17 protein-coding genes, 1 tRNA gene and 1 pseudogene are annotated in these 26,053 nt (G+C 62.6%); 1 reads left to right on the top strand and 18 read right to left on the bottom strand.

Features of this window, described 5'->3' with window-relative positions; all coding sequences use genetic code 11:
* Nucleotides 1–411: 411 nt before the first annotated feature.
* Nucleotides 412–1,632: a GNAT family N-acetyltransferase gene (locus ONR75_RS14135; RefSeq protein WP_320109728.1), complete on the bottom strand. Its 1,221-nt coding sequence runs from the start codon at nucleotides 1,630–1,632 to the stop codon at nucleotides 412–414.
* 76 nt (nucleotides 1,633–1,708) lie between these two features.
* Here ONR75_RS14135 and ONR75_RS14130 point away from each other — a divergent pair, with 76 nt between their 5' ends.
* Nucleotides 1,709–2,917 (top strand): FAD-dependent oxidoreductase, encoded by a 1,209-nt coding sequence (locus tag ONR75_RS14130; protein ID WP_265083143.1) that lies wholly within the window; start codon nucleotides 1,709–1,711, stop codon nucleotides 2,915–2,917.
* Between the two features lie 6 nt (nucleotides 2,918–2,923).
* Here the strand turns inward: ONR75_RS14130 and ONR75_RS14125 are convergent.
* The 17 genes and pseudogenes from ONR75_RS14125 to ONR75_RS14045 all read right to left on the bottom strand — a co-directional run bounded on the left by ONR75_RS14125 (nucleotide 2,924) and on the right by ONR75_RS14045 (nucleotide 25,993).
* Nucleotides 2,924–5,006 (bottom strand): annotated as a pseudogene (locus ONR75_RS14125) (ABC transporter ATP-binding protein).
* A gap of 275 nt (nucleotides 5,007–5,281) precedes the next feature.
* A complete protein-coding gene (locus ONR75_RS14120) occupies nucleotides 5,282–7,336 on the bottom strand; it encodes an FAD-dependent oxidoreductase (RefSeq protein ID WP_265083142.1) in 2,055 nt (684 codons plus the stop codon).
* A gap of 255 nt (nucleotides 7,337–7,591) precedes the next feature.
* Nucleotides 7,592–8,056 (bottom strand): GNAT family N-acetyltransferase, encoded by a 465-nt coding sequence (locus ONR75_RS14115; protein WP_265083141.1) that lies wholly within the window; start codon nucleotides 8,054–8,056, stop codon nucleotides 7,592–7,594.
* Between the two features lie 91 nt (nucleotides 8,057–8,147).
* Nucleotides 8,148–12,350 (bottom strand): DNA-directed RNA polymerase subunit beta', encoded by a 4,203-nt coding sequence (rpoC, locus tag ONR75_RS14110; protein WP_265083140.1) that lies wholly within the window; start codon nucleotides 12,348–12,350, stop codon nucleotides 8,148–8,150.
* 127 nt (nucleotides 12,351–12,477) lie between these two features.
* Nucleotides 12,478–16,593 carry a DNA-directed RNA polymerase subunit beta gene (gene rpoB / locus ONR75_RS14105; RefSeq protein ID WP_265083139.1) on the bottom strand — a complete coding sequence of 1,372 codons (4,116 nt, stop codon included), beginning with the start codon at nucleotides 16,591–16,593 and terminating at the stop codon, nucleotides 12,478–12,480.
* Between the two features lie 424 nt (nucleotides 16,594–17,017).
* Nucleotides 17,018–17,389, bottom strand: coding sequence for a 50S ribosomal protein L7/L12 (rplL, locus tag ONR75_RS14100; protein WP_265083138.1), 372 nt, complete (start codon nucleotides 17,387–17,389; stop codon nucleotides 17,018–17,020).
* 56 nt (nucleotides 17,390–17,445) lie between these two features.
* The gene (gene rplJ, locus ONR75_RS14095; protein WP_265083137.1) at nucleotides 17,446–17,964 is read right to left on the bottom strand and encodes a 50S ribosomal protein L10; all 519 of its coding nucleotides are present in this window, start codon (nucleotides 17,962–17,964) and stop codon (nucleotides 17,446–17,448) included.
* A gap of 632 nt (nucleotides 17,965–18,596) precedes the next feature.
* Nucleotides 18,597–19,238 carry an Isoquinoline 1-oxidoreductase subunit gene (locus ONR75_RS14090; protein ID WP_265083136.1) on the bottom strand — a complete coding sequence of 214 codons (642 nt, stop codon included), beginning with the start codon at nucleotides 19,236–19,238 and terminating at the stop codon, nucleotides 18,597–18,599.
* Nucleotides 19,235–21,418 (bottom strand): xanthine dehydrogenase family protein molybdopterin-binding subunit, encoded by a 2,184-nt coding sequence (locus ONR75_RS14085; RefSeq protein WP_265083135.1) that lies wholly within the window; start codon nucleotides 21,416–21,418, stop codon nucleotides 19,235–19,237. Before ONR75_RS14085 ends, ONR75_RS14090 begins: the two co-directional genes overlap by 4 nt.
* Nucleotides 21,419–21,421: 3 nt before the next feature.
* The gene (locus ONR75_RS14080; RefSeq protein ID WP_265083134.1) at nucleotides 21,422–21,886 is read right to left on the bottom strand and encodes a (2Fe-2S)-binding protein; all 465 of its coding nucleotides are present in this window, start codon (nucleotides 21,884–21,886) and stop codon (nucleotides 21,422–21,424) included.
* A gap of 169 nt (nucleotides 21,887–22,055) precedes the next feature.
* Nucleotides 22,056–23,006 carry a 2-hydroxyacid dehydrogenase gene (locus tag ONR75_RS14075; RefSeq protein ID WP_265083133.1) on the bottom strand — a complete coding sequence of 317 codons (951 nt, stop codon included), beginning with the start codon at nucleotides 23,004–23,006 and terminating at the stop codon, nucleotides 22,056–22,058.
* A gap of 268 nt (nucleotides 23,007–23,274) precedes the next feature.
* Nucleotides 23,275–23,445 (bottom strand): hypothetical protein, encoded by a 171-nt coding sequence (locus ONR75_RS14070; protein ID WP_265083132.1) that lies wholly within the window; start codon nucleotides 23,443–23,445, stop codon nucleotides 23,275–23,277.
* A gap of 186 nt (nucleotides 23,446–23,631) precedes the next feature.
* Nucleotides 23,632–24,324, bottom strand: a complete 693-nt coding sequence (rplA, locus tag ONR75_RS14065; RefSeq protein ID WP_265083131.1) for a 50S ribosomal protein L1 — start codon at nucleotides 24,322–24,324, stop codon at nucleotides 23,632–23,634.
* A gap of 5 nt (nucleotides 24,325–24,329) precedes the next feature.
* Nucleotides 24,330–24,758: a 50S ribosomal protein L11 gene (rplK, locus tag ONR75_RS14060; RefSeq protein ID WP_265083130.1), complete on the bottom strand. Its 429-nt coding sequence runs from the start codon at nucleotides 24,756–24,758 to the stop codon at nucleotides 24,330–24,332.
* Between the two features lie 126 nt (nucleotides 24,759–24,884).
* Nucleotides 24,885–25,415 carry a transcription termination/antitermination protein NusG gene (gene nusG, locus ONR75_RS14055; protein ID WP_265083129.1) on the bottom strand — a complete coding sequence of 177 codons (531 nt, stop codon included), beginning with the start codon at nucleotides 25,413–25,415 and terminating at the stop codon, nucleotides 24,885–24,887.
* 24 nt (nucleotides 25,416–25,439) lie between these two features.
* Nucleotides 25,440–25,631, bottom strand: coding sequence for a preprotein translocase subunit SecE (secE, locus tag ONR75_RS14050; protein ID WP_265083128.1), 192 nt, complete (start codon nucleotides 25,629–25,631; stop codon nucleotides 25,440–25,442).
* Between the two features lie 286 nt (nucleotides 25,632–25,917).
* Nucleotides 25,918–25,993: transfer RNA gene (locus ONR75_RS14045), tRNA-Trp, on the bottom strand.
* Nucleotides 25,994–26,053: the final 60 nt, after the last annotated feature.

Below are 26,053 nucleotides of genomic sequence, written 5' to 3'. Positions count from 1 at the left end.
CTATAATCGACAGCGTTTGAGCTTCTTGGGTCGAGGTTGGTGCCCGCTCCGGTCCCAAAAGACTGGGTCTCGAAAGACTTAGAGGGTGGTCCGTTCCGACACTTGCGAAGCTCACCGCCTGTCGGTGAGTGCGCGGGTTTTATCCTCGGGGTCCGCCCAAGTCAACACTAAAGCGCAGTTGTAGAAACCCTTGTCCCACGCTGACTTCTCGCATGCCTGCGTAGCAGAAGCATACCCGATTGTCAGCCCAATCGTCCATCGGGCGGCAGAATCGGTCGCAGCGGGTTTTGCAGTTTGATGACGCGGCGCGTCGATTCGGAACAATGCCGGGGGTGAAATGGCGCCTGCCGGTGGACCCGCGACGACGGCAGACCATGGCCGCCGCCACCGAGCGTAAATTTCACCCGGATATTATTCATTTGAGGCTGGCGGCATCCCGGAACCCGGCTTGCTGTTGGGGCGCGACAGCCACTTCCGCGACCGTAGCTGGTTCCGCAATGCCCGCAGCCGGTAATAGGCACGGCGCCGCGCAGTCTCCAGAGCGAAGGCGAGGGAATTTCGGGGCGTCACGTTGATCAGCAGGTCTGCCATGGAACGCCGCCCGGCCCAGAACTGTGCCATGAAGCCGGAACCGTCCGAGCAGGAGTTGATGCTCTCGATGCCGGGGACGGCGAACAGCCCCTCAGTTGCCTTGTCGACTAGCAACGCTCCCGGCGAATACCTGGCAAAGGCAGGGTCGTAGGCGATCTTCCAGGTATCGGCGGTGGTGCCGCAATACAGCAGCACCTGCGCGGCAATCACCCGCCCATCGACGCGCAGCAGCGCCACCGAGGCATTCTGCTGGTCGGCCAGGGTTCCGATCAGACGCCGGACGAAGGCGGCGTGGTCCAGGTTGCTCAGCACGGCGGTTCCCCGGGCGCCCTTCCAGCCTGCGGCTTCCAGCGCCAGAAAGGATTCGAAGGCCTCGCGCACCTGCCCGGCCGTCCTGTCATTGACGACCTCGACCGATCCGGTGGCCGACAGCCGGTTCCAGTCCTGCCGCAGCTTCTTGCGCGTCGACCCAGACTTCTTGACGCCGAAGGCGCGCGTCACGACCGGCCGCTCGCTCGCTTCAAGTATGACCGGGCGTTGACCGTGCACAGCCAGTGCCGCGATCATCGGACCATGGCTCGGGCAGTCCGTATCGAATTGCCCCAGGCTGATGATACCCGGCAGTTTGCTGCTGGCCACCTCCGCCAGGAACGCCGGCATCACCTCCGTCACGAAGGCCGGGTCGACCACCGGGCTGGACAGGAAGGCATAGTCGTAAGGCAGCGCCTCGAGGTGCGCTGGCCAGAACGGCGCGATCCTCCGAAGCTGCAGCGCCCAGAGCCCGACCAGCCGCGCCGGCGTCGCCCCTCCTCCCACGCCAGCAGCACGTGGACGTCGGCGAATTTCAGCTCGGCCGCGGCTTGCAGGGCGGCAGGGTTCATGAAGACGTTCGACGACGCGCGCCGGACGAGATCGTCCCACGGTGCGGCAACGAGCAGGTCCGGCAGGCAAATCTGCACAGAAATCATCGACGAACGCCCGCCCGTAGCCGCGAATACCACCTATCTTGGCGCTGCCAGCTTGCTTTTCAGTTAAGCCCAAGCACCGCTGCCGGGGGCCCTGCTCAGCATTCTTTTGCATTTCCAATATATTGACCTGCTTGCGTAGAGGTCACCTCATGCAAAACACGGATGTTGCCATCATCGGTGGCGGACTGGCCGGCTCCATCGCTGCAGCGATGCTGGGACGCGCCGGTATCAAGGCCGTGCTTGTGGATCCGTTTCCGAGCTATCCGCCGGACTTCCGCTGCGAGAAGCTTGGCAGCAGCCAGATTGCCTTGCTGAGCAAGACCGGACTCGCGGAGCACACGCTGCCCGCCGCCACTCTCGATGGCGAAGTGTGGGAGGCACGGTTCGGCCATGTGGTCGCCAGGAAGCCGAGCGACCAGCACGGCATCATGTACGACACACTCGTCAACACCATCCGCACGGCGATCCCGGCCGATATCCCCGTGGTCCATGCCAGGGTGACCGGCATTGCGACCAGCGCCGACCGCCAGAAAATCACGCTCTCCGACGGCGACGAGATTTCGGCCCGGCTGGTGGTGCTGGCCAACGGGCTGAGTGTCGCACTTCGCGATATGCTGGGGCTGGAGCGACCCGTCATCAGCCCATGCCATTCCATCACCATCGGCTTCGACGTGGCCCCCGTCGGGCGCGAGGCATTTGATTTTCCGGCGCTGACCTATTGGCCCAAGCGATCGTCCGACCGGCTCGCTTATATGACGCTGTTTCCGATCGGCAGCGCGATGCGCGCCAACGTGCCGGTGTATCGCCAGATGGACGATCCGTGGCTGCGTGAATTCCGTCGTGCTCCGGAAGCCACCATGCGCGCGCTGATGCCGAACCTGCAGGGCATGATGGGCGATTTCGCCGTGGTCGGTCCGGTCAAGATACATCCCGCGGATCTGTATGTCACACAGGGCCACCGGCAGGCCGGGGTGGTGCTGGTCGGCGACGCCTTCGCGACATCCTGCCCCGCCGCGGGCACCGGGACCGACAAGGTGTTCACCGACGTCGCGCAACTCTGCACCGTGTACATCCCCAACTGGCTCGCCACCGGCGGCATGGGCGCCGAGAAGATCGCGGCATTCTATGACGACCCGATCAAGACCAGTTGCGATGCGCGCTCACTCGCCAAGGCCCATCACCTTCGCTCATTGACGCTCAGCAACAGCCTGGCTTGGCGCGCGCAGCGCTGGGCGCGTTTCGTGGTGCGGCTCGGGCTCGGCACGCTGCTGGCGACCCGCAAGCGTCTGGGCGTTCGCAGCGCCTCGCAGCGAAGCGCTGTGCCGCCTCAGCCGCATTTCGACGCCGCGACGCGGTAGCGCGCATCACTCGTCATCGTCGTCATCATCGTCGGCGGTTGCCGCGTGCGGCTGATGGCCCTGGTCGTCCCACAGCTTGCGATAGGTACCGCCGAGCGCCAGCAGTTCGGCGTGCGAACCGCGCTCGATCGCCCTGCCGCCGGCGATCACGATGATCTCGTCCATCTCCACCACCGAAGTCAGGCGGTGCGTCGAGAAGATCATGGTGCGCCCGCGGGCGAGCTTGAGCAGCGTCTTGTTGATGGCCGCTTCTGTGGTCTGGTCGAGGGCCGACGTCGCCTCATCCAGCAGCAGCACCGACGGATCGCGCACGATGGCGCGCGCAATGGCGATGCGCTGGCGCTGGCCGCCCGACAGCGTGTCGCCGCGCTCGCCAACCGAGGTGTCGTACTTTTCCGGCAGGCTCATGATGTGGCGATGGATCTCGGCTTTTCGCGCAGCCTGCTCGACTTCCTCGTCGGTGGCGCCCTCCTTGCCGAGCCGGATATTTTCGCGGATCGACATGTTGAACAGCATGTTCTCCTGGAACACGACGGCCATGCTGCTGCGCAGGGATCTCGCGCGTCACCTTGCGGATGTCGACGCCGTCGATGGTCAGCTTGCCCTCGTCCGGCACGTAAAGCCGCAGGATCAGGTTGAGCAGCGTGCTCTTGCCGGAACCGGAGGGGCCGACGATGGCGATGGTCTTGCCGACCTTCAGCTTCAAGCTGAGATTGTCGAGCACCGGCGTCTGGCTGCCTTCGTATTTGAAGGTGACGTGATCGAAAGTGATGTCGTTGACGATGCGCGGCAGGTCCGGTGCGCCCGGCCGGTCGGCGCCGCGGGTCGGCTCGTCGAGCATCTCCTGGATATGCCGGACTGCGGCGGCAGACTGGATCGACACCGGGATGAAATGCATCACATGAGCGATGTTGTAGGACACCTCCCAGAACGCGCTCTCGAAGGTCACGAAGGTGCCGACGGTGATCTGGCCCTTGGTGGCGAGATAGGCACCGATCGCCAGCACCACGAGATGCAGCAGCAGCACGGAGATGGTGACCGAGCGCTCCACCATGGTGGACAGGAAGGTCGCAGCGGCGATTTTCCGGCTGGCGTCGTCGTTGCGTAACCGGAACCAACCCATGGTGCGGCGCTGCAGGCTGAATGCCTTGATCACGGCCTGCGCCGCGACGTTTTCCTGGACCATGCCGAGCAGCGACGATTCCTGGATCTTCTGATCGTAGTTGGCCTGCACTGCCTTGGGCGTCAGGATGCGAGGGCCGATCAAAGTGATCGGAAACACCAGCAACGCCACCGCCGCGAGTTGCCAGTTCAGGAACAGCATCAGCAGGATGCCTGCAATGAGTTCGAGAAACGGCAGAACGGCGCTGTTGGAAACGCTTTTGACCGAGCCTTCATAGGCCGCCAGATCGATGGAGAACCGCGACAGGATCTCGCCGCGCTTGGTTCGCGCGAAATAGGCCGACGGCAGATTCTGGATATGCTCGAACAGCCGCATGCGGACGTCGGAGATCACCCCCGCCGCCAGCTTGGCGTCCCAGCGCTCATACCAGACCGCCACGATGGAGGTGAAGATGCCGGCGACGCCGAGCACCGACAGGATCCAGACCAGCGCCTGAAAGTCTTCCTCGCCGAGCGCATCGTCGATCAGATATTTCAGGCTGAGCGGCATGATGACGTTGAACAGCGTCTCCACCACCACGCCGAAGCCGACGATGGCCAGCATCTTCTTGTATTTCGTCAGGAACGGCCGGGTGAAGGCGTAGATGGTTCCCAGAGCGCCGGCGGCCTCGCGCGCGGTGAAGACGACGAGATCCTCGTCCTCATCGTCGTCATCTCCGGCGTCCGTCTCGTCGTCTTCGTCGTCGTCCTCATCATCCTCGTCGTCATCCTTGACGACCGGCTTCGCAGCCCCCTTGGCCTTCTCCGGCTTTGTGGGCAGCGGTGGCTTGGTGCTGGGAACGGGCGCCGCGGTGGCGCCGACCGGAAGCGCGAATTTGTCATCCAGCGGTGACGCCGGGAGTTCGCCTGGGACGGCCAGTTCCTTGTCGCCCGGAGCCGGTGGCTTTGGAGGTGGCTTTCGGGCCATGAATCGAACCGTTGCTGCACGGCCTGCATGACCGCAAGAATCGCTGTCGTGGCACTGCCCGCCACGGTGTCGATCCTATGCGATCAGATCGCTTTGGGCAAAGCAACGGGGAGCCGCAGACGCAACGGATTGGAATGCAACCGCACTCTCCACCGGTCTTCCCCGCGAAGGCGGGGACCCATACCCTCAGTCGCGGGAGCAGGAACGTCGCTGTTTCCCGAGCCTCACCGAACACTTGGTGTTTATGGGTCCCCGCCTTCGCGGGGATGACAGACTCAATCCTCGCTATCGACCTTGTCGAAGAACGAATAGCGCAGGCTGTCGGCGTCGGCGTACCAGTGGCCGGGGCCCTTGCCGGCGGCCAGCGTGGCTTCCCACACCGCCTCGGTGCAATCGCGCCGGTGCATCGACAGATCGAAGCCGTTGCCGAAGAACAGCTCCGACCATTCCCACCAGGTGCCGAGTTTCTTGACGCCGCGCAGCAGGTCGTAACGATCGATCAGCGCCGGTGCCATGTCGGAGGTGACCGATCCGAACACCACGCCCGTCTTGACCACACGGTTGAGCTCGCGCACCGCCTTGGCGACCTGCTTCTCGCCGACGTGGCACAGGCAGGTCTCGAACACGAAGTCGAACTGCTCGTCCTTGAACGGCAGGTCGGTCACCGAGCCCAGCAGGTTGTACTTCTTCAGTGCCTTGGGCGTCTTGGCGTGGATGCCGCGGTTGTTCTCGATGCCCCAGGCATCGATGCCACGCGCCCGCAGCGCGCCGACCAGTTCGCCGCTTGCGGAACCCGCGACCAGAAGCTTGTAGCCCTTGACCCGGTTCCAGACGATCTTGATCAGGCTGCCGAGGTAGGCCGGGTCGGTGAACTGGCTCCACGACTCGCTGTACGGACCGAGGCCGCGATAATTCTCGAAATAGGCACGATCTATCTTGTCCGAGGCCGGCGGCCCGCCCTCGCCGCGCGCGCGGCGCAGCCGCATCATCTCGGTGAGGATGATGTCGGTGGCGGCATCCGAGGAATCGAGCAGCCCGTTGAGGGTGGAGTCGAACAGATAGTCGCCGACCACGACGATGCCGGGATGCTCCTTCGGCTCCGGCCGGTGGTTGGTCATGACGTCGCGCGCCGGCAGACCGCCCGGAATCGCGTTGACCGACGACAGCCAGCGATGGGTCTTGCCCTCCAGGAAATGCGCGCGCGCGTCGCCTAACGAGGCCGGCAGCGATTTCAAGGCAGCGTCGATCAGTTCCTGATCGCTGAGATTGGCGAAGGCCAGCCCATCGGAGCCGGCGATCAGCCAGTTCAGCACGCCGTGCTTGCCGACGTCGTGGCGCGAGCCCTCGTTGTAGACGCAGCAGCCGCCGAACGCTTCCGACATGAACCAGGAGCCCGGAATCTGCTCGCCCCAGAACGGCGTGTCGAACAGGATCGAGACGCGCAGGTAATGCGCGGGGCGATCGAAGTAAGCCACGTGCTTGACCATCGACTTGCGCAGCTGTTCGCCTTCCCAGCGCATGGTCGCCAGCCAGGAGTGCGGCAGGCACATCACCACAAGATCGAAATCGCGCGTCTCGGCGCCCTTGCCGTTCATCATGTCGAGCTTGTAGCGGCCCGCCTCGGTCTTGCCGACCTTCAAGACGCGATGATTGAGCTGGATATCGGCGTCGACTTCCGACTGCAGGCAGCTGATCAGTTGCTCATTGCCGTTCTGGATCGAATACAGGCCGATATAGCCGTCCACATCCATCACGAAGTTCTTGAGCGCGTTGAGCCCGTTGGTGTTGTGGCTCTCGGTGGCGATGTCGGAGCGCGCCATCACCTTGAGGAAACGCTTGGCGGTGGCGTCGTCGACTTCCTTGTCGAGTAATTCCTCGCAGGTCATCCAAGCCCACGGATGCTCATTATCGTGGGCGCCGACGCCTTCGTAATACTCGACCGGCGACACCATGGTGGTGCACAGCTTGCGAAAACTCTCGATGGCGGCGGCCGTCTTGGCGCCGTAGACCCGGCGCATGCCAGGCACGTCGTTGAGCAACTGCCCGTCGAGCATCACCTGCTCGGCATCCATGGGAATGGTCTGCAGGCCGAAATGCTGGATCAGTTCGCGCAGCGGGTCGGGGCCGGTCATCGAGTAGTCGTAGATCTCGGCGACGCCGGCCTCGTACATCGCCGGTGCTGTGTCGAAAGTCTTCGTCAGGATCTTGCCGCCGACCCGGTCGGACGCTTCATAGATGGTCACGCGGCACAGGTCGCCCAGCTTCTTCTTCAGATACCAGGCGCTCATCAGGCCGCCCGGACCGCCACCCACAATTGCAAGATCAAGCATCGGTTTCTTTCACGCGCCGTGTCCGCCGCGGCGGCAACATCCGGCAACAGTCGCTGTAACGGATTCCGGCACAAAACGAAATCCAGCCGGTCGCGGAATCGCTGACGGCCGTACAGCCGGATCAAACCACTCCAAACAAGACCATTTTTCACCTGAAGGAAAGATGAACAGAACGCGACGCTGGGTTGCAGTGCACGTAAAACGCGAAAAAGGGGTGACAGTGACGACTTTTCACTCAGCCGGCACAGCGGTTGCCTAGTCAGCGGCGGCCGAAAGGAGCCGCTCCATCACGATGGTCCGTTCGTCCCCGTAAAAGACCTCGCGAACAACGGTGTAACCCAGCCGGGCGTAAAACGACTCGGCCGAGATGCTTGAGTTGAGACGCAGCAACGGGATTTGCCGCTCGCGTGCGATCGCCTCGACGGCCTGCATAAGCCGTCGGCCCACGCCGCGGCCCTGCACATCCGGAGTGACGAACACTGTCCGCACCTTGTCACCATCCAGGCCTGCCGTCCCGACAATGCGGTGATCCAGCAGCCCGACGAGAATATCCCGCTGCGCGATCAACTGCTGCACGGCCGACGGGCTGAAACCCAGTTCGAGCCGGGCGATAATCTCGGGCTTGTAATCCTTTGCATTCGTCTCGCGTAACGCGCTGATAATGACATGACTGATGTCATTGGCGTCGCCGATTTCTGCTCGCCGAATCTGCTGCTCCACGTCTTCGCTCCGTTATCCCTTCAATCGCGCGATCCTAACAAAGAAAAGGCCGGCTTACGCCGGCCTTTTCCAGATGTGCGATGCGGGACGCTTATTCCGCCGAGGGCGGCAGCGCCAGCAGTTCCGGCTCCGGCGCGGCAGGCACGATGGTCGCCTGCTTTTCGCGCTCGTCCAGGATCATCTTGTCGCGCTTGACTGCGACTTCGCGGATCTTCGCCATCGAGGCGCCGGTGCCTGCCGGGATCAACCGGCCGACAATGACGTTTTCCTTGAGGCCTTCCAGCGGATCCACCTTGCCGTTGACGGCGGCTTCGGTGAGCACGCGGGTGGTCTCCTGGAACGAGGCCGCCGAGAAGAACGAGCGGGTCTGCAAGCTCGCCTTGGTGATGCCGAGCAGAACCGGCGTACCCGTGGCGATCTTCTTGCCCTCTTCCTTGGCGCGCGCATTGAGCTGGTCGAATTCGATCTTGTCGATCTGCTCGCCCGAAATCATATCGGTCTCGCCCTGATCGGTGATCTCGACCTTCTGCAGCATCTGACGAACAATCACTTCGATGTGCTTGTCGTTGATGAGCACGCCCTGCAACCGGTAAACTTCCTGGATTTCGTTGACCAGATAGGCAGCGAGTTCCTCGATGCCCTTGATCGCCAGAATGTCGTGCGGCGCCGGATTGCCTTCGACGATGAAGTCGCCCTTTTCGACGATGTCACCATCCTGCAGATGGATGTGCTTGCCCTTCGGAATGAGGTACTCGCGGGTCTCCTCGTTCTTGTCGATCGGCTCGATCGAGATCCGGCGCTTGTTCTTGTAGTCGCGACCGAACCTGATGGTGCCGCCGATTTCCGCGATGATCGCCGCGTCCTTCGGCTTGCGCGCCTCGAACAGCTCGGCCACCCGCGGCAGACCGCCGGTGATGTCGCGGGTCTTGGCACCCTCGGTGGAGATACGCGCGAGAATGTCGCCCGTCTTCACCTTGGTCCCGGTGTCGACCGACAGAATGGCGTCGGGCGACAGCATGTAACGGGCCTCGCCGCCACGCGCCAGCTTGAGGATCTTGCCGTCCTTGCCCTTGATGACAATGGCCGGACGCAGATCCGCACCGCCGCGCGAGGAGCGCCAGTCGGTGACCACGCGCTTGGCGATACCGGTCGACTCGTCGAGCGTTTCCGAGATCGACTGGCCATCGACCAGATCCTCGAAACCGATCACGCCTTCGACTTCGGTCAGCAGCGGACGGGAGTACGGATCCCATTCCGCGATGCGCTGGCCGCGCTTGATCATGTCGCCTTCGGCCACGTGCACGCGCGCGCCGTACTGAATACGATGCGTGGCGCGCTCGGTGCCGTCGGCGTCCGAGATCGCGATCACCATGTTGCGGACCATGGCGACCATGTGGCCTTCGCCGTTCTTGGCGATGGCTTCGTTCTTGATCGTGACCTTGCCGTCGAAATTCGACTCGATCACCGACTGCTCGTTGATCTGCGCCGCGCCGCCGATGTGGAACGTACGCATGGTCAGCTGGGTGCCGGGCTCACCGATCGACTGCGCGGCGATGACGCCGACAGCTTCACCGTGGTTGACCGGCGTGCCGCGGGCGAGATCGCGGCCGTAGCACATGCCGCAGATGCCGTTGACCAGTTCGCAGGTCAGGGCCGAGCGGATCTTCACTTCCTGGATGCCGGCCTGCTGGATGGCGTCGACGTGGGTCTCCTCCATCAGCGTGCCGCGCTTGACCACGATCTTGTTGGTCGCGGGATCGCGCAGATCCTCGCCCGCGGTGCGGCCGAGAATGCGCGAGGCCAGCGACGCAACCACCGAACCGGAGTCGATGATGGCGCGCATCTTGATGCCGAGCTTGGTGCCGCAATCGGACTGCGTGATGATGCAGTCCTGCGCCACGTCGACCAGACGACGCGTCAGGTAGCCCGAGTTCGCGGTCTTCAACGCGGTATCGGCGAGACCCTTGCGGGCGCCGTGGGTCGAGTTGAAGTATTCGAGAACCGACAGGCCCTCCTTGAAGTTCGAGATGATCGGCGTCTCGATGATCTCACCCGACGGCTTGGCCATCAGGCCGCGCATGCCGGCAAGCTGACGCATCTGGGCCGGCGAACCGCGGGCGCCCGAGTGCGACATCATGTAGATCGAGTTGATCTGGGTCTCTTCACCCTTGGAGTTCTTCTTGACCGAAGAAATCTCCTTCATCATCTCCTTGGCGACTTCTTCACCGGCCTTCGACCAGGCGTCGACGACCTTGTTGTACTTCTCGCCGTGGGTGATCAGACCGTCGTTGTACTGCTGCTCGAAGTCCTTGGCGAGCGCGCGGGTGGTGTCGACGATCTTCCACTTCGACGCCGGCACGACCATGTCGTCCTTGCCGAACGAAATACCCGCCTTGAAGGCGTTGTAGAAGCCGAGCGCCATGATGCGATCGCAGAAGATCACGGTCTCTTTCTGACCGCAGTGACGATAGACCTGATCGATGACGCCGGAGATTTCCTTCTTGGTCATCAGCTTGTTGATGACGTCGAACGGCATCTTCACCGACTTCGGCAGGACCTGACCGAGCATGGCGCGGCCAGCCGTGGTGTCATACCAGCGGGTGACCTGCTTGCCGGTCTCGTCGAGACCTTCCCAGCGATACTTGATCTTGGTGTGGAGGTGGATGACCTTCGCATGCAGCGCATGCTCGATCTCGGCCATCTCCTTGTACAGCTTGCCCTGGCCGGGCAGACCGTCGCGCATCACCGACAGGTAATACAGACCAAGCACGATGTCCTGCGACGGCACGATGATCGGCTGGCCGTTGGCGGGATGCAGGATGTTGTTGGTCGACATCATCAGCACGCGCGCTTCCAGCTGCGCTTCGAGCGACAGCGGAACGTGCACGGCCATCTGGTCGCCGTCGAAGTCGGCATTGAAGGCCGCGCAGACCAGCGGATGCAGCTGGATCGCCTTGCCTTCGATCAGCACCGGCTCGAATGCCTGGATGCCCAGACGATGCAGCGTCGGCGCGCGGTTCAGCAGCACGGGATGCTCGCGAATGACCTCGTCGAGGATGTCCCAGACCTCGGGACGCTCTTTTTCAACGAGCTTCTTCGCCTGCTTCACCGTGGTGGACAGACCCTTGGCGTCGAGCCGCGAGTAGATGAACGGCTTGAACAGTTCGAGCGCCATCTTCTTCGGCAGGCCGCACTGATGCAGGCGCAGCTCGGGACCGACGACGATGACCGAACGGCCGGAGTAGTCGACGCGCTTGCCGAGCAGGTTCTGACGGAAGCGGCCCTGCTTGCCCTTGAGCATGTCGGCGAGCGACTTCAGCGGACGCTTGTTGGCGCCGGTGATGACGCGGCCACGGCGGCCGTTATCGAACAGTGCGTCGACGGCCTCCTGCAGCATGCGCTTTTCGTTGCGGATGATGATGTCCGGCGCGCGCAGTTCCATCAGCCGCTTCAGGCGGTTGTTGCGGTTGATGACGCGACGGTAGAGATCGTTGAGATCCGAGGTGGCGAAGCGACCGCCATCGAGCGGCACCAGCGGACGCAGGTCCGGCGGGATCACCGGCACCACCGTGAGGATCATCCATTCCGGCTTGTTGCCGGAATAGCGGAAGGCCTCGACGATCTTCAGGCGCTTGGCGAGCTTCTTGTGCTTGATGTCGGATTCGGTCTCTTTCATATCGACGCGCAGCTGCGCATCGAGCTTCTCGAGCTCGAGACCCTTCAGCAGTTCACGGATCGCCTCGGCGCCGATCATGGCGGTAAAGCTGTCCTGGCCGTATTCGTCCTGCGCGCGGAGATATTCTTCTTCCGACAGCAGCTGGCGGTCCTTGAGCGCGGTGAGACCCGGCTCAAGAACGACGTAGTATTCAAAGTACAGGATCCGCTCGAGATCCTTGAGGGTCATGTCGAGCAGCTGGCCGATGCGCGAGGGCAGCGACTTCAGGAACCAGATGTGGGCAACGGGGGCCGCCAGTTCGATGTGGCCCATGCGCTCGCGACGGACGCGCGACAGGGTCACTTCGACCGAGCACTTCTCGCAGATGATGCCCTTGTACTTCATGCGCTTGTACTTGCCGCACAGGCACTCGTAATCCTTGATCGGCCCGAAGATGCGGGCGCAGAACAGGCCGTCGCGCTCGGGCTTGAAGGTCCGGTAATTGATGGTTTCCGGCTTCTTGATCTCGCCGTAGGACCACGACAGAATCTTCTCCGGAGACGCGATCGAAATCCGGATCTGGTCGAAGACCTGAGCCGGCGTCGTCGGATTGAAGAGATTCATAATTTCTTGGTTCATAGTCTTCTCCTCGCGTGCCGGTCGCCACCAGCAGCAAATTCGAATTTCTCGGGTCGCGGCGCGCCTTGCTCAACGTCCGGGCAAAACGCGGGTGCCCGGCCAGACAGGCCGGGCATTCGCTTTTAAATTACTCAGCCGCCTCGGACGGGGTCGGCGCCTGCTTCGAGTTGTGCAGGTCGACGTTGAGGCCCAGCGAGCGCATTTCCTTGACCAGCACGTTGAACGATTCCGGAATACCGGCCTCGAACGTGTCGTCGCCGCGCACGATGGCTTCGTAGACCTTGGTACGGCCCGCGACGTCGTCCGACTTCACGGTCAGCATTTCCTGGAGGGTGTACGCCGCGCCGTAAGCCTCGAGCGCCCACACTTCCATTTCGCCGAAACGCTGTCCGCCGAACTGCGCCTTGCCGCCCAGCGGCTGCTGGGTGACGAGCGAGTAAGGACCGATCGAACGCGCGTGGATCTTGTCGTCCACGAGATGGTGCAGCTTGAGCATGTAGATGTACCCAACCGTCACCTTGCGATCGAACTGATCGCCGGTCCGTCCGTCATAGACGGTGGACTGGCCCGACGCGTCGAGGCCTGCCATCTTCAGCATTTCCTCGATGTCGGCTTCCTTCGCACCGTCGAACACCGGCGTCGCAATCGGCACGCCGGGCTTCAGGTTGCGCGCGAGCTCCAGGAGCTCGCTGTCGTTCAGCGACTTGATGACCTCGTCGTCGCCGTAGATCTTCTTCAGGGTCTCCTTCAGCGGCTTGAGATCCTGCTTGGCGTAGTAGGCGTCAACGGTCTGGCCGATGCGCTTGCCCATGCCTGCGCAGGCCCAGCCGAGATGGGTCTCGAGGATCTGACCGACGTTCATGCGCGACGGCACGCCGAGCGGGTTGAGCACGATGTCGGCATGCGTCCCGTCTTCAAGGAACGGCATGTCTTCGATCGGAACGATCTTCGACACCACGCCCTTGTTGCCGTGACGGCCGGCCATCTTGTCGCCCGGCTGGATCTTGCGCTTCACCGCGACGAAGACCTTGACCATCTTCATCACGCCGGGCGGCAATTCGTCGCCACGCTGCAGCTTTTCGACCTTGTCAAGGAAACGCTGTTCGAGGCCCTTCTTCGACTCGTCGTACTGCTTCCGCATCGCTTCGATTTCGGACATCAGCTTGTCGTTCGCGGTGGCGAACATCCACCACTGCGACTTCGGATACTCCTCGAGCACGGCGCGGGTGATCTTGCCGTCCTTCTTGAAGCCCTTCGGACCGGCGATGCCGACCTTGTTCTCCAGAAGATCGGTCAGACGGCCGTAGACGTTACGGTCGAGAATGGCCTGCTCGTCGTCGCGATCCTTGGCGAGGCGTTCGATCTCTTCCCGTTCGATCGCCAGCGCGCGCTCGTCCTTGTCGACGCCGTGACGGTTGAACACGCGGACTTCGACGATGGTGCCCTGCACGCCCGGGGGCACGCGGAGCGAGGTGTCGCGAACGTCGGACGCCTTTTCGCCGAAGATGGCGCGCAGAAGCTTTTCTTCCGGCGTCATCGGGCTTTCGCCCTTCGGGGTGATCTTGCCGACCAGGATGTCGCCGGCGCGGACTTCGGCGCCGATGTACACGATGCCGGCTTCGTCGAGGTTCTTCAGCGCTTCTTCCGACACGTTCGGAATGTCGCGGGTGATTTCCTCAGGGCCGAGCTTGGTGTCGCGGGCCATCACTTCGAATTCCTCGATGTGGATCGAGGTGAAGACGTCTTCCTTCACGATCCGCTCGGAGAGCAGGATCGAATCTTCGAAGTTGTAGCCATTCCACGGCATGAACGCGACCAGCACGTTGCGGCCGAGCGCGAGCTCGCCGAGGTCGGTCGACGGACCGTCCGCGATGATGTCGCCCTTGGCAACGCTGTCGCCCACCTTCACCAGCGGACGCTGGTTGATGCAGGTCGACTGGTTGGAACGCTGGTACTTCATGAGACGATAGATATCGACGCCCGACTTGGTGGGATCGAGATCTTCGGTGGCGCGGATCACGATGCGCGTGGCATCGATCTGGTCGATCACGCCGGTGCGGCGTGCCGCGATCGCAGCACCCGAGTCGCGCGCCACGACGGCTTCCATGCCGGTCCCGACGAACGGCGCTTCGGCGCGTACCAGTGGCACGGCCTGACGCTGCATGTTCGAGCCCATCAGCGCGCGGTTGGCGTCGTCGTTCTCGAGGAACGGGATCAGCGCCGCAGCGACCGAAACCAGCTGCTTCGGCGACACGTCCATGTAGTCGACCTTGTCGGCCGTGATCGCCAACACGTCGCCGGAGTGACGGCAGACGATCAGGTCGTCGGTGAAGCGGCCCTTGGCGTCGAGGGTCACGTTCGCCTGCGCGACGTGGTAGCGGCCCTCTTCCATCGCCGAGAGGTACACGACCTCGTCGGTGACGCGACCGTCCTTGACCTTGCGGTAGGGCGTTTCCACGAAGCCGTACTTGTTGACGCGCGCGAAGGTCGCCAGCGAGTTGATCAGGCCGATGTTCGGGCCTTCCGGCGTCTCGATCGGGCAGATGCGGCCGTAATGGGTCGGATGCACGTCGCGGACTTCGAAGCCGGCGCGCTCGCGGGTCAGACCGCCCGGTCCAAGCGCCGACAGACGGCGCTTGTGGGTGATCTCCGACAGCGGGTTGGTCTGATCCATGAACTGCGACAGCTGCGACGAGCCGAAGAATTCACGCACGGCAGCGGCTGCCGGCTTGGCGTTGATCAGGTCCTGCGGCATCACGGTGTCGATGTCGACGGACGACATGCGCTCCTTGATGGCGCGCTCCATGCGCAGCAGGCCGACGCGATACTGATTTTCCATCAGTTCGCCGACCGAACGCACACGGCGGTTGCCGAGATGGTCGATGTCGTCGATCTCGCCCTTGCCGTCGCGCAGATCCACCAGCGTCTTGATGACGGCGAGGATGTCTTCCTTGCGCAGCGTGCGATGGGTGTCGGGCGCATCGAGTTCGAGGCGCATGTTCATCTTGACGCGGCCGACCGCGGACAGGTCGTAGCGCTCAGAGTCGAAGAACAGCGACTGGAACATGTTCTGGGCGGAGTCGATGGTCGGCGGCTCGCCGGGACGCATCACGCGATAGATGTCGAACAACGCGTCTTCACGCGTCATGTTCTTGTCGGCGTTCAGCGTGTTGCGGATGTAGGCACCGATGTTGACATGGTCGATGTCGAGCAGCGGCAGATCCTTGTACCCCTCCTCGACCAGCGCCTTCAGCGACTTCTCGGTGATCTCTTCGCCCGCCTCGGCATAGATCTCGCCGGTCTTGGTGTTGACGAGATCTTCGGCGAGATAGTTGCCGACCAGTTCCTCGTCGGACATGCGCAGTGCCTTGAGGCCCTTCTCGGCGAGCTGACGGGCAGCGCGCACGGTGAGCTTCTTGCCGGCTTCGAGCACGACCTTGCCGGTATCGGCATCGATCAGGTCGTTGATGGTCGAGTAGCCACGGAAACGCGTGGCGTCGAACGGTACGCGCCAGCCTTCCTTGATCTTCTTGAACTGGATCTTCTTGTAGAACGTCGAGAGGATCTCCTCGCCATCCAGACCCAGAGCGAACATCAGCGACGTCACTGGAATCTTGCGGCGACGATCGATGCGCGCGAACACGATGTCTTTGGCGTCGAACTCGATGTCCAGCCAGGAACCGCGATACGGGATCACGCGGGCGGCGAACAGCAGCTTGCCCGACGAGTGGGTCTTGCCCTTGTCGTGGTCGAAAAACACGCCGGGCGAACGATGCATCTGCGAGACGATGACGCGCTCGGTGCCGTTGACGACGAAGGTGCCGTTCATAGTCATGAGCGGGATATCGCCCATGTAGACGTCCTGCTCCTTGATGTCCTTGACGGAGCGCGCGCCGGTTTCCTCGTCGATATCGAACACGATGAGGCGCAGCGTCACCTTCAGCGGCGCAGCATAGGTCATGCCGCGCTGGCGGCACTCGTCGACGTCATATTTCGGCGGCTCGAATTCGTAGCGAACGAATTCCAGCATTGAAGTGTTAGAGAAGTCCGAGATCGGGAAAACCGACCGGAACACCGCCTGCAGACCCTCGTCAAGGCGACCGCCGACGGGTTCATCGACCATCAGGAACTGGTCGTAGGACGCCTTCTGAACCTCGATGAGGTTCGGCATCTCTGCGACTTCTTTAATATGACCGAAGAACTTGCGAACGCGCTTGCGACCTGTGAACGTCTGCTGACCCATCGTGGCCTCTCATTGCGTCGCCCGTAACGGGCGAACCTTCCGAAGCACGACTGGCGTCGCCCCCGGGTTGAATTTCCAAAACGTTCGCGACCCCGGCTCAAATTCAGGACTAAAATCCCGATGTCGAACGCTTAAATCGCGGAACGCAAAACGACGTGCGGAGCGCTTGTCTACGCCCTGCCCGTCGAAACCGTCTTCTTACGGACTGAAAAAGCCCGAAATGGCCCATCTCCCAACGGCTTAGCCAGAAACGTTGCCGTCCCCGCGCGCAAACCGTGCTTTCGTGCTGCCGTCCCGATATGGGATGGCAATAATGGAGATTCGAGGGTGGTTCCCACGAAACCTCACACAATCTTGTGTACAATTCAATTCCGTACCAAGGGGCAGTCGCCATGGCGACCGCCCCCGGAACGAAAAGTCGCTCTTACTTGAGTTCGACCTTGGCGCCAGCCTTCTCGAGCTGAGCCTTGATCTTGTCGGCTTCTTCCTTGTTGACGCCTTCCTTGACGGCCTTCGGGGCGCCTTCGACCAGGTCCTTGGCTTCCTTGAGGCCAAGACCCGTGATCGCACGGACTTCCTTGATGACTTCGATCTTCTTGTCGCCGGCGGCAGCCAGCATGACAGTGAACTCGGTCTTTTCTTCAGCGGCAGCAGCCGGAGCGCCGGCAGGGCCAGCAACAGCGACGGCAGCAGCGGCGGACACGCCCCACTTTTCTTCGAGCAGCTTGGCGAGGTCGGCAGCCTCGAGCACGGTCAGGCTCGAGAGTTCTTCAACGATCTTATTGAGGTCAGCCATTGATCTATTTCCTTAAGCGTATCTTGGTTCGAACCAGGGTTTGAATGCGAAGGGCGTCAGGCCGCTTCGCTCTTTGAGGCATAGGCCTGAACGACGCGTGCGAGCTTGGACGCAGGCGCAGTCGACAGTTGAGCGATCTTGGTCGCGGGCGCCACAAGGAGGCCAACGATCTTCGCGCGCAGTTCGTCGAGCGACGGCAGCGCGGCCAAAGCCTTGACGCTGTCGACGGTCAGGACGGTTTTACCCATCGAGCCACCAAGGATGACGAAGTTCTCGTTCAGCTTGGCGAATTCGACGGCAACCTTCGGTGCAGCTACCGGATCGTCCGAGGTGGCGATCACGGTCGGACCCTTCAACAGGGACCCGATGGCAACAACATCCGTGCCTTCAAGAGCAATTTTGGCGAGACGGTTTTTCGAGACCTTCACGGAGGCGCCAGCCAGCTTCATCTGCGTACGCAGCTTCTGCATCTGGGCCACGGTGAGGCCGGAATAATGGGCGACGACCGCAACGCTGGTGGTCTTGAACAGACCGTTCAGCGCTTCGACCGCGTCCTTTTTTGCCGCTCTTTCCACAGCAAGCTCTCTCCGGTTGGCGACCTTTGCCTCAGAACTTTGTCTGGGCAGGGCCGCCGGGTTACACCCAATCGACCCGCCCTAACCTGACCTCAAGACACCAGTCTTTTACAAAGACCAGGTCTTCGGACACGTCGGGCGCGACGATGTTGAAAAGCCTGCCCTCCCGAACCGTTTCCAGCGCGGGGTGTCGAGGTTCGAACCATATTCGTTGCCCGTCGCATGGCGCGACGCTGGCGAAATCCGGTCTTCACCCGTCTATGCTGGCTGCAAATATTATCGATTAAGCCGTTGATGAAACTTGCGTTTCCTCGCGAGCGCCAGCAGTCTCGGACAGGATCGAGATGATCGGCAAGCCGGTCACCCCTGCCCGCCTTCGTCCAGCAAGGACAGTCCACCATCCCCTTCGAGCAATCCATGCGGATGTCTTGAAGGAAACGATCTCCAGGTCCATTGTTTTCGGAATGCGTGCACAGACGTGCCGACTCAAGCCAGCGCGCCCGGAACCGATCCTTTAACGAGTCTTTTCAATGTTGCCAAGGGGGTTTTTGCCCGGCGGCATCTTTTATGCAGGGCGGCTCTTGTGCCTTCCCCGCGCCGTCGCGCGGGAAAGGAAAGAAGCCGCCACCGCCCTACCCCTTCGGGCAGGCGGCGCCTGCATCGGCCCAAGCCTTGAACAGTTCACCGAACTGCTTCTGGGTGCCCGGCGCCGGGGTGCGGTTGCCGCCGGGGTGCCAGCCCCAGCCGACCAGCTCGTCTTCGGCCATGTGCTTGACCAGCGCCGCCATGTCCTTGCCGCCGTTGCGCGCCTTGTCCTTGATCTGCACGCAGATCTGGCCAAGCGTCTTGCCCTGCCAGGCCATTTCCGCGGGCGCCAGCGCCCACTTCGGATTGCCCGGCACGTTGGCGGCGTCGAAATTGGCCTCGTGATGACAGGTCGCACAGGCCAGCCCGCCGGCCGCGCCGACGCCACCTTCGCCGCGCACCACCAGCGGGATGTGCGGACGCATCTTGTCGGTCTGCGTCGGGCGTTCGGTGGCCGGATGGCAGTTCATGCAGCGCGGCGAGTTCAGCACCTTGCCGGCCTCCTGAAACAGCGCCACCGCGCGCTGGTTCTTGTCCTTGATCTTGGCGAAGGCCGAGACCGGCTGCAGCCTGTCCGGACCGGTTGCGGTTGCCGCATCGGCCTGAATGTCCGGCACGGCGACAGCCAGCACGCTGGCCGCAATGGTGCCGGCGGCGAGCGCCAGCATCGATTGCTTGAACAGGCTCATGCCGACGCTCCCGGTACGATCGGCAGTTGCCGCGGCCTTCCCACACCGAGTTTCGCCATGGCATTGGCCACTGCCGGCCCGAGCGGGGGCACGCCGGGCTCGCCGACGCCGCTGGGCTTTTCGGTGGACTTTACGATGACCACCTCGATCTCCGGCATCTCGTTGATGCGCAGCGAGCGATAGCTGTCGAAGTTGCCGGAGACCGGCACGCCGCCCTCGAGCTTCTGCTCGGCATAGAGGATGTGGCCAAGGCCGAAGCCGATGCCGCCTTCCATCTGTGCGCGGATGATGTCGGGGTTGACGGCGACGCCGCAATCCACCGCGCACCACACCTTGTGCACCTTCGGACCGTCGTCGGTCATCGACAGTTCAACCACCTGCGCCACGAAAGTATTGAAGCTCTCCACCACCGCGACGCCGCGGGCGCGGCCTTCCGGCACCTTGTAGTTCTTCCAGTCGGCCAGTTCCGCAACGGCCTTCAACACGCCGGCATGGCGCGGCTTCTTGCCCATCAGTTCGAGACGGCCCTCGACCGGATCCTTGCCGGCGGCCTCAAGAAGCTCATCGATAAAAGCCTCGACGGCGTAACCGGTATGGGTGTGGCCGACCGAGCGCCACCACAGCACGGGCACGCCGACATCGACCTGGTGCATGTCCATCTTGAAGTTGGCGACCTCGTAAGGGATCTCGTTGGAGCCCTCGTAGGAGGTCGGGTCGAGACCGTCCTTGAACATGATGGATTCAAAGAACGAGCCCTTCATGATCGACTGGCTGACGATGGTGTCGCTCCAAGCCTCGATCTTACCGTCGCGCACCGTGCCGCGCATCCGGTGGATGCTGTAGGGGCGATAATAACCGCCGCGCATGTCGTCCTCGCGGGTCCAGACCAGCTTGACGCCTTTGCCCGGCCCGATCGCCTTGGCGACCTCGGCAAGTTCGATCGCCTGGTGCGTGGACTGCTGGGCGCGGCGGCCGAAGCTGCCGCCGGCGAGCAGGACATCGATCTTCACCTTCTCCATCGGCAGGCCAAGCACCTTCGAGATCGCCTTGTGGTCAGGGGTCGGGAACTGACAGCCGTAACGGGCATAGGCGGTGTCGCCGTCCCACTTCAGGTAGCCGTTGAGCGGCTCCATCGCGGCATGGGCCAGATAGGGGAACACATACTCCACTTCGACGACGCGACCGCCCTTGGCCATCGCCCCCTCGAAATCCCCCTCGTTCTTGACGACCTTGCCCGATGTCTTCGACTTTTCGCGGAATTCCGCGAGCAGCTGCGCCGAGCCGCGGGTCTCCGCCTTGCTGTCGTCCCAGACGATCTTCAGCGCGTCGCGCCCCGTCTTGGCCGGCCAAAAACCCTTCGCATAAACCGCGACGCCGGTCGGCACTTGCTTGACGTCGACCACGCCGGCGATCGACTTGGCCGCGGTGGCATCGAAGGATTTTACGGTGCCGCCGAATTTCGGCGAACGCGCGATCACCACCGTCAGCATATCCGGCTCGTTGATATCGAGCGTATAGAATGCCTTGCCGTTGCTCTTGTCGGCGCTGTCGAGGCGCTTCACGACGCCTTCCTTGCCGATCAGCTTGAACGTCGAGGGATCCTTCAGCTTGGGATCGGCCGGCACCGGCATGGCCATCGCCTTGTCGGCGAACTCGCCGAACCGGCCCTCTTTGCCTGAGGCGTGCTTGATCACGCCGTTCTCGACGGTGATCTCATCCGCCGGCACCTGCCAGGCATCCGCGGCAGCGGCGACCAGCATCTGCCGTGCGGCGGCGCCGACCTGACGCATCTGGATGTAGGAGTTGGCGATCGCGCTGGAGCCACCGGTGCCCTGCAGGCCGAACGCCAGATTCTTGTAGAGCTGCGGGTTCGACGGCGCGTGGTCGGCGCGCATCTGCGACCAGTCGGCGTCGAGTTCCTCGGCGACCAGCGTTGCCATGCCGGTGAAGGGCCCCTGCCCGAACTCGATGCCCTTGCACAGCACCGTCACGGTGTTGTCGGGTTTGATGATCAGGAACGTATTGGGCACAATATTGTAAGCCGGCGCCGCGGGAGCCGCTTGCGCAAACGCATTGCCGCCGCGTGCGACATAGGCGCCGATCACCAGGCCCGCACCGGCCTTGAGGATGGAACGGCGCGACAGCGACGTGTCGTGGATCGTTTTGTCATGAATGGTCATGGCTCAACCCTCCAGCGTTTTGGCGGCGCCATGAATGGCAGCGCGGATGCGGACATAGGTGGCGCAGCGGCAGATGTTGCCGTTCATGGCCAGATCGATGTCGCGATCGGTGGGAGCTGGGTTGAGCGTGAGCAAAGCGGTGGCGCTCATCACCTGGCCGGACTGGCAGTAGCCGCATTGCGGCACGTCGAGCGCCACCCACGCGCTCTGCACCGCCTTGGCCTCCTTGCTGTCGAGACCTTCGATGGTGGTGACTTCGCTGCTACCCACCGCCGACACCGGCAGCGAGCAGGAGCGCACCGTCTGGCCATCGAGATAGACCGTGCAGGCGCCGCATTGCGCGACGCCGCAGCCATATTTGGTTCCAGTGAGCCCCGCGCCCTCGCGGATCGCCCAGAGCAAGGGCGTATTGGGGTCGACATCGACCTGGTGAGTCTGACCGTTGATCTTGAGCGCGAACGCAGCCATCGCTGAGCTCCCTGGTAGGTCGAATGTACGCCTACATTCGACTGCTTCTAAATGACCAGCGACAACTACAACGAGACGACGGTTTCAAACACTCAATTATTTTTGTGCTTCTGCGGAACCAACTACAGCTTACGGACTTCGATTGGGATCCATATATATATGCCGCGTGTCATATGATGACGGGGTACGGCAACGTCTTGCCTGCAAAATATGCAGACAGATTGGCGATGACGCAGTCCTGCATTGCCGTGTGCGAATCCAGCGTGTGACCGCCGATATGCGGCGTCAGCACGACGTTCGGCAGCGCCGTCAGCGCATCGGGCGCGTGCGGTTCCTTCTCGAACACGTCGAGGCCGGCGCCGGCGATGGTCTTGTCGGTCAGTGCGCCGACGAGCGCCGCCTGATCGATCACCGAGCCGCGCGAAATATTGATGACAAAACCGTTCGGGCCGAGTTTCTTCAGCATCGCGGCGTCGACGATGTGGTGGGTGTCGGCACCGGCGCGTACTGCGATCATCAGCACGTCGCACCATTCCACCAGCGCGTCGAGGCTCGGCATATAGGCATAGGGCACGTCGTGCCGGCTGCGGCTGTAGTAGGCCACCTCGGTCTCGAACGCCGCCGCGCGCGCCGCGATCTTGCGGCCGATCTCGCCCATACCGTAAATGCCTACCTTGCGGCCGGGATTGCCGGGGAGCGGTGACATCAGCGGCGACGGCCTTGCGGCCGACCAGCCGCCCTCGCGCAGATAGTGGTCGGCCGGCAACAGCCGCCGCGTCACCGCCAGCATCAGCGTCATCGCCAGGTCGGCCACCGAGGCCGCATTCGCCGCCGGACTGTTGCCGACCACGATGCCGCGCTCAGCCGCGGCCTTGAAGTCGATACCGTCATAGCCGGTGCCGTAGCAGATGATGGCGCCCAGCGAAGGCAGCATGTCCATCACGTCGCCAGGCAGTTTCTGGCCGCCAGCGGTGATGAGCGCGCGGACATTCCTGAGCTGCTCGGGCGTGAAGGTCTCGAGCGGCGGCTTGCCGGCAGCATCGATCAGGTCGAAGCGCTCGCCGATGCGCGCCATCATCGCCTTCGGAAAACGCGAATAGATCAGTACCTGCTCCGCCATGCCGCCATTCCTGCTCTGAATCAAAAAGAAAGGACGGCCCCGGTGTCACCCGATCCGCCCCATGGTTTGCCGCGACGGCATGCGCCGACAGCCCAGCTTTTCGCTTTGGCTCTGTCTACGAGATATTCAACCGGAAAGCACCCTGCCCGGACGCAATCGGCCCGGCAATTTCCACACGCCTGCCGCGCGCCATGCGAGGACGATCCTCGTCACAGACACGTCGGCACCCGTCCGCTACGCAGCGGATCGCGATCTCCTGCCGACCACATCAGGCGTCGGCGCGGCCTTCCGCAACGGGAGCGGCAACGCCGGCCTCGGTTGCCCAATGCACCCGAACGCTGGCGCGCGGAAAGACGACGACTTCCGAGGAATCGCCGGGTCCGGGCACCGACCGCGTCGGGCGCCGATCACTTTTTACGAAAGCGAGAATTTCAGCCATGGCACGGCTCCAATTGCTCTTCCGGAATGCGCCGAGAATCGACGGCGCGTTCCTCAAGCCTCGGCCTGCATGGTTAACGGAGTTTTAAGCAATGCATCCCGTGCAAACACGGATGGACCGGGCAAACGAAAGGGGCGGAACCGGTCGCCCGGTGCCGCCCCTGGATTTTGTCAGTCGGAGAATAGCTTAGCCGAGCACGGTGGCCGGCTCGACCTTCACGCCCGGGCCCATGGTCGAGGACACCGCAACGCGCTGAACGTAGGTGCCCTTCGAGCCAGCCGGCTTCGCCTTCGCAACCGCGTCGGCAAGCGCCTTGATGTTCTCGATCAGCTTGACCTCGTCGAACGACGCCTTGCCGATACCGGCCTGCACGATGCCGGCCTTCTCGACGCGGAACTCGACCGAACCGCCCTTGGCGCCCTTGACCGCCGACGTGACGTCCATGGTCACGGTGCCGATCTTCGGGTTCGGCATCATGCCGCGCGGACCGAGCACCTTACCCAGGCGACCGACCAGCGGCATCATGTCGGGAGTGGCGATACAACGGTCGAAATTGATTTCGCCGTTCTGCACCTTCTCCACCAGGTCCTCGGCACCGACGACGTCGGCGCCAGCGGCGCGGGCTTCGTCAGCCTTCGGGCCACGGGCGAACACGCCGACGCGCAGGGTGCGGCCGGTGCCATGCGGCAACGTGACGACGCCACGGACCATCTGGTCGGCGTGACGCGGGTCGACGCCGAGATTCATCGAGATTTCGATGGTCTCGTCGAACTTCGACTTGGCACGTTCCTTCACCAGCTTGATGGCGTCGGTGATGGTGTACAGCTTTTCGCGATCGATGCCCTCGCGGGCGGCCTTCAAACGTTTTCCAATTGCCATGACCGTTACCCCGCCACCTCGACGCCCATCGAACGGGCAGAGCCCTCAACCATCTTCATGGCTGATTCAATGGTGTCGCAATTCAGATCTTTCATCTTCGCTTCGGCGATTTCGCGCACCTGCGCCTTGGTCACCGAGCCGGCCTTGTCACGGCCAGGCAGCTTGGAGCCCGACTTGAGATCGGCGGCCTTCTTGATGAAGAAGGACATCGGCGGCGTCTTCAGTTCGAACGTGAAGGAACGATCTGCGTAGATCGTGATCACCACGGGGATCGGGGTAGCCTTCTCGATCTTCTGCGTCTGCGCGTTGAACGCCTTGCAGAATTCCATGATGTTGAGGCCGCGCTGACCAAGCGCGGGACCGATCGGGGGCGAGGGGTTCGCCGCACCGGCCGGCACCTGAAGCTTCAGGTATCCGGTCACTTTCTTTGCCATGTGTCACTCCTGTTGTGCCGGCTTGCGGCCGGCGGTTGCAGGTACCGTGGTTGGGTCGACGAGCGGCTGGCGACCGCCCTCTTCCTCCCACAGCTAACGACGCGAAGCGTACTTCGCGTATTGCGATCAGACCTTTTCGACCTGACCGAATTCCAGTTCGACGGGGGTGGCGCGACCGAAGATCGACACCGCCACCTTGACGCGCGAACGCGCCTCGTCGATTTCCTCGACCACGCCGGAGAACGACGCGAACGGGCCGTCGGCGACCTTGACGTTCTCGCCGATCTCGAACGACACCGACGCCTTCGGGCGCTCCACGCCTTCCTGCACCTGGTGCAGGATGCGCATGGCCTCGGCTTCCGAGATCGGCATCGGCTTGTTTTCCGCGCCGAGGAAACCGGTGACCTTCGGGGTGTTCTTGATCAGATGAAACGCTTCGTCGGTGAGCTGCATCTTCACCAGCACGTAGCCCGGGAAGAACTTGCGCTCGGCTTCCATCTTGCGGCCGCGGCGCACTTCCGTGACCTTCTCGGTCGGGACCAGCACCAGCTCGAACAGATCCTCAAGACCCCGCTGCTTGGCCTGCTCGCGAATCGATTCCGCAACCTTCTTCTCGAAGTTCGAATAGGCGTGAACGATATACCAGCGCATGCTCATGGGGTCAGGTCCGCACGCTTGTCATCAATGGATGCCGAGCAAAAAGGTCACGATAAGGCGGATAATCTGATCCGCCGCGAAAAAGAAGATCGAAGCCAACGCCACCATCACGAACACCATGATCGTGGTGATCGTCGTCTCGCGACGCGACGGCCAGGTTACCTTGGCGGTCTCTGACCGCACTTCCTGCAGGAATTTGAACGGGCTGAAAGCCATCGTTTTATGATCCGCGTCCGTCCTCAGACGATTGTCAGGTTTCAGGAATCCGAACAGCCCTCTGGCGCCCTACCCTCTTCCAAGGATGGGCCGCCAAGCGGGCCATTTTGTTTCGGAAAATCAAAGCCGCGTCGGAAGTCCGTCAAGCGGGCCGACAGCGAGTGCTGCGTTGTATGGCGAGTCCGGTCAAAGGTCAAGATGCCGGGCCGGGAGCAATCCTGCTGCCGCCGAACCACCCAAGTGGCGGCAAAAATCGCCGAAAATCCGGTTAAAGCCTTGAAATTGCTGGCAGGGGCGGCAGGGCTCGAACCTGCGACAACCGGTTTTGGAGACCGGTGCTCTACCAACTGAGCTACACCCCTAAAGGGAAACGGCGCAGAAGCTGTTTCCGCGCCGTTTGAAGCATAAGCGATGCCCCGTTT

Origin of the sequence: Rhodopseudomonas sp. P2A-2r (genome assembly GCF_026015985.1) — a bacterium.
Classification (GTDB): Bacteria; Pseudomonadota; Alphaproteobacteria; order Rhizobiales; family Xanthobacteraceae; genus Tardiphaga.
Note: the sequence above shows the minus strand (reverse complement) of the source record. Positions and strands in the feature narration are given on the sequence as shown.